This is a genomic window from Lyngbya sp. CCY1209, from assembly GCF_055795065.1.
Genome location: NZ_JAYFER010000462.1, coordinates 1 through 4,341, shown reverse-complemented (window position 1 = coordinate 4,341; position 4,341 = coordinate 1). Strand labels below are relative to the sequence as shown.

Sequence of the window (4,341 nt, the reverse complement as noted above, 5' to 3'; positions counted from 1 at the left end):
AAAGAGGCAACCCTATAAGGTTGCCCCCACGGAAAAGAGGCTTCTGAATCGGATTGGAGATTCCCTGGAATTCGGGCGACCGACTCCCTAATTCCTGTCCCTCCGCTCCCTCCGCTTCTAAATTGGAGGGGATTGCAATTGGGGGATCAGGGGTTGTGTGGAATCGATCGCAATTCCGGGACAGGGGAGGCGATCGCGTCTAAAATCCTCGCCAGCCGGCCACAGCAGCCAGCGGCTTCGGGGGGGGAGGGTTGCCAAAGTTTCGGGGTTCTGGGTGATCCAAATCAGGGGCAAATTCGGCGGATCGGCGATCGCCTGGGTTTCTCCCGCCGCCACCCCCGCCAGCACCCCGAGAACCGTCCAATTTCCCCGGACGAGTCCCGTTTTTGCCGTCCACAACTGCACCTGATACTGGGCGCGGGAGGCGTAAAAATACAGGGACGCGGCCACGGACACCGCCGTTTCAAAGTCCGCTTCGTCCCAGGAAAAGCTGCTGTCGAGACAGATGGCGATATCCTGTCCCTGGATCGCCACCTCCAATTCTCGCACCCGCAACTCCCCGTAGCGGGCGCTCGATCGCCAGTGGATCAGCCGGGTGGGGTCGCCGTAGCGGTAGGGGCGCAGGGTGCGGGTCATGCCCTCCGTAGCCAGGTGCAGGCGATCGCGCTCGTAAATTTGGGGTCCGGAGTCGTCCCCCACCGCGTCGAGGAGGGGGCAACTCGCCAGGGGGAGAACCGTAGGATAAACGATCGCCGTCGCCTGTAAGTCGCGATCGCGGGAACACCAGAACAAACCCAGCGGCGCGGCCGTCCGCAGCCGCACCCCCGGCCAGTGGTAGATCCCCCGTCGTCGGGTGGGTAAAGAATAGCTCCAGCGGTAGGTTTCCCCCGGCGCGATCGCCTCGATCGCCCGTTTCGCCTCCCCCAATGCCGGTGGCAGGCGATCGACCACTTGCAGGAGGGTGCGGGGTTGGCGGGAGGGGTTGTCGATGTCCACCTCCACCGTCAGGGGGTCGCCCACGCTCACCGGGGCGATGGGGTGGCGGCGGACCTTCAGGGGGACCAGCGATCGGGCCGGGAGGATCGCCGCGGCCAGCAGCACCGCCAACCCCATGCCGCTGATCACATACAGCCACCCCGCCATCGTGTTAGTTGCCGCCCCGAAGAAAAACAGGGTCAAAAACCCCAGCAGCCCCCCCGCGTAAGCCGGCGTCACCCAGCGGGTTTCCAGCCAATTGGTCATTTTTCGAGCCCATCCCCGTAGCATTTTGTCGATTCTCCCGATATGGCATTTCTCAAGCTCTCGAAGTACGGTTGAGAGGTTGAAGTCCCCCTTGTTAAGGGGGATTTAGGGGGATCGCCCGGATTTCATCGGATCGAAAACCGCCACAGTCACTTTTTCTTAACCCAATATCCGCCAACCCGCGATCGCCGCACCCGTTGAAATTTGATAAATTTGATTGCAAAACTTTTTAAAAGTCTACACCCAATTCTCGAATTTCCTATAATTCAAGGCAGATCAGCCAGACCCGAGCAACAGAGGAAAATTCAGATCATGAGTCATTCTGCTCAGTCTCCGTCTCCCGACCACCTGCCCCCACGGCCGCCCGCCCCGCGACAACCGAAAGAGCGCCAAGTCGCCCAACGCTCCGCCAGTAAGGCGATCGGAAATTCGATCAAAGACATGGTGAAGGACGCCTTCCAGAAAAAAGCCTCCGACATCCATATCCGGGTCGGACACACCACCCGATATCGAATCCAGGGCGAAATGGTGCGGATCAAGGATCAAATCAAGGTGACTCCTGAGCTTTTCGAGCACTACCTCCAGGAGATCCTGACGCCCTACCAGCGACAACAATTTGAAGAAAACAAAGAACTCGACACCGCCATTTTTTACCCCGGCTTGGTGCGGTGCCGGGTCAACTGTTTTGAATCCCTGACCGGCGGCGCGATGGTGCTGCGACTCATCGGCCTGAAAATTCCCAGCATCGAGGAATTGAGACTGCCGGAAGTGCTCAAGAAAATTATCAGCTATCCCCAGGGTTTGATTTTGGTGACCGGACCGACGGGTTCCGGTAAATCCACCACCCTCGCCGCCATGCTCCGCCACCTCAACGAAACGGCCCGGAAGCACGTCGTCACCATCGAAGACCCCATCGAATTCGTCCACGCCTCCCGCCAGTGCCTGATCTCCCAGCGGGAAGTGGGACTGCACACCCTGGAATTTCACCACGCCCTGCGGGCCGTGTTGCGGGAAGATCCTGACGTCATCCTGATCGGGGAAATGCGCGATCGCATCACCGTCAATACCGCCCTCCAAGCCGCCCAGACCGGCCACCTCGTCCTCGGAACCCTCCACACCCGCAACGCCCTCAACTCCGTCAACCGCCTGCTGAACCTCTACAGCGTGGACGAACAAGCCACCGTGCGGATTCAAATCTGCGATTCCCTCGTCGCCGTCGTCGCCCAACTCCTCGTCCCCACCGTCGATAACAAGCGCACCGCCGTCCACGATATCCTGATCAACACCCCCGCCATGCACGACTACCTACTCAAAGGGGACGAAGAAAGCGCCATCCTCCTGATGGAAAATGACACCTACGAAGGGATGCAACTCATCAACCGGGCTATTTACGAGCAAGTGACCGCCGGACGGATTACGATGGAGGAAGCCGAAAAAGCCTCCCCCGATGCCGCCGAGCTCGATCGCCTCTTCCGGATGGCCGGGATCGATGGCTCCGGGGCCGTGCGGGAATTCAAACCGGGCAAAACCTTGTTCTAAAGTTCCGGTTTTCCCGTCCGCTTTCTCGAAATCTAATCCTCCGAGAACAAACGTCTCCAGCTCATTCCGGCCGGAGCCGCACACTTACCCCAGGTGAGGTGTGGGAGGAAGGGAAGGTGGGATGATTAAATAGCACCGGCAACTCCCCGTGATAAAATCGACTTCAACAGTGGGGTCGGACATCGCCTCACTCTCAAACGCGAAACCCAAACCCAGACCGTTTGGGCCCACCAGCCGGCGTTGTACCCGCCCGGTCAATGCCGGGAGTCTGTCACAAACTTCTACCAGCGTCCTATCGTGATAGCTATTTATCCGGGGAGTTTTGATCCCGTTACGCTCGGTCATGTCGATATCATTGAGCGGGGCTGTTATCTGTTTGACCGGGTGATTGTCGCGGTCCTACGAAACCCCAACAAAATGCCTCTGTTTACCGTAGAGGAGCGCCTGAGCCAAATTCGCCAATCGACCTCCCATTTAAATAATGTCGAGGTCGCCGGTTTTGAGGGTTTGACGGTAGACTATGCAAAATTGCGAAATGCCCAAGTGCTGCTGCGGGGGCTACGGGTTCTTTCCGATTTTGAAATGGAATTGCAGATGGCTCACACCAACAAGACGCTCTCTGATACAATCGAGACAGTTTTCTTGGCAACCTCGAACGAATATAGCTTTTTATCGAGCAGTGTCGTCAAAGAGATCGCCAAGTTTGGTGGTTCCGTCGATCATCTTGTTCCCGAACACGTCGCCATAGATATCCATAGATGCTACGCCAGGAATCAACCCCCCGAATCGAAACCAACCCAAACGGACTCGTCGCAGAAGGTGAACCCACCCCGACGGGATCGCCCGGAATAGACATTCAGCGGGAACTCAACCGACTCGAAGAAATGATTCTCGACAGTCCCCGCGTTCCCCTGACCCGGCGTACCCTGGTGGACGAAGAACAGTTGCTCGACCAGCTCGATCTGATCCGTTTGAATCTTCCGAGCGCCTTTCAGGAGGCGGATATTATCGTTCGCCACAAAGATGAAATTCTCCAAGAAGCGGAAGAGTACGCCCAGGAGATTTTGGAAGGGGCGGAGCATCGGGCCACCCACATTTTGAACGAAATGGGTATCGTCCAGCAGGCCCAGGAAGAGGCCGATCGCCTCAGACAGCAGGTGCAGATGGAGTGCGAAGCCCTGCAACAGCAAACCCTGGCCGAGATCGAACAAATTCGCTACCAGGCGCAACAGGAACTCGACGAAATGCGAAGTCGGATTCTGTCCGAGTGCAGCGACATCCAGGCGGGGGCCGACGAGTACGCCGATCACGTCCTGGGCAACATCGAACAGCAACTCGGCGACATGATGCGGGTCATCCACAACGGCCGCCAGCAGTTGCGAGGGAACGAGTCCCAGCAGCCCCCGTTGCATTGAGGCAGGGGGGCACAGGAGGCGACCGGAGGCGACCGGAGGCGACCGGAGGCAAATTTATAGTCAGATCCGTACAAATTCCCCAATCATCTTTAGATGATTTGAGCTATTAGCTTGGGAATTGATTCCCAAGCGGTCTGGATGTCTC

4 protein-coding genes are annotated in these 4,341 nt (G+C 57.9%); 3 read left to right on the top strand and 1 reads right to left on the bottom strand.

The window, feature by feature from the left end; genetic code table 11:
- Window positions 1–117: 117 nt before the first annotated feature.
- Entirely contained in the window at window positions 118–1,242 is a 1,125-nt protein-coding gene (locus tag AC0QHF_RS14780; protein ID WP_324704989.1) for a DUF58 domain-containing protein, read from the bottom strand.
- A gap of 312 nt (window positions 1,243–1,554) precedes the next feature.
- On the opposite strand from AC0QHF_RS14780, the gene AC0QHF_RS14775 reads away from it, so the two are divergent.
- From AC0QHF_RS14775 to AC0QHF_RS14765, 3 genes are all read left to right on the top strand, one after another.
- Entirely contained in the window at window positions 1,555–2,781 is a 1,227-nt protein-coding gene (locus AC0QHF_RS14775) for a type IV pilus twitching motility protein PilT (protein WP_324704988.1), read from the top strand.
- A gap of 297 nt (window positions 2,782–3,078) precedes the next feature.
- Window positions 3,079–3,633: a pantetheine-phosphate adenylyltransferase gene (coaD, locus tag AC0QHF_RS14770; protein WP_324704990.1), complete on the top strand. Its 555-nt coding sequence runs from the start codon at window positions 3,079–3,081 to the stop codon at window positions 3,631–3,633.
- Window positions 3,540–4,196 (top strand): DivIVA domain-containing protein, encoded by a 657-nt coding sequence (locus AC0QHF_RS14765; RefSeq protein ID WP_324704987.1) that lies wholly within the window; start codon window positions 3,540–3,542, stop codon window positions 4,194–4,196. The genes coaD and AC0QHF_RS14765 overlap by 94 nt, the downstream gene beginning before the upstream one ends.
- Window positions 4,197–4,341: the final 145 nt, after the last annotated feature.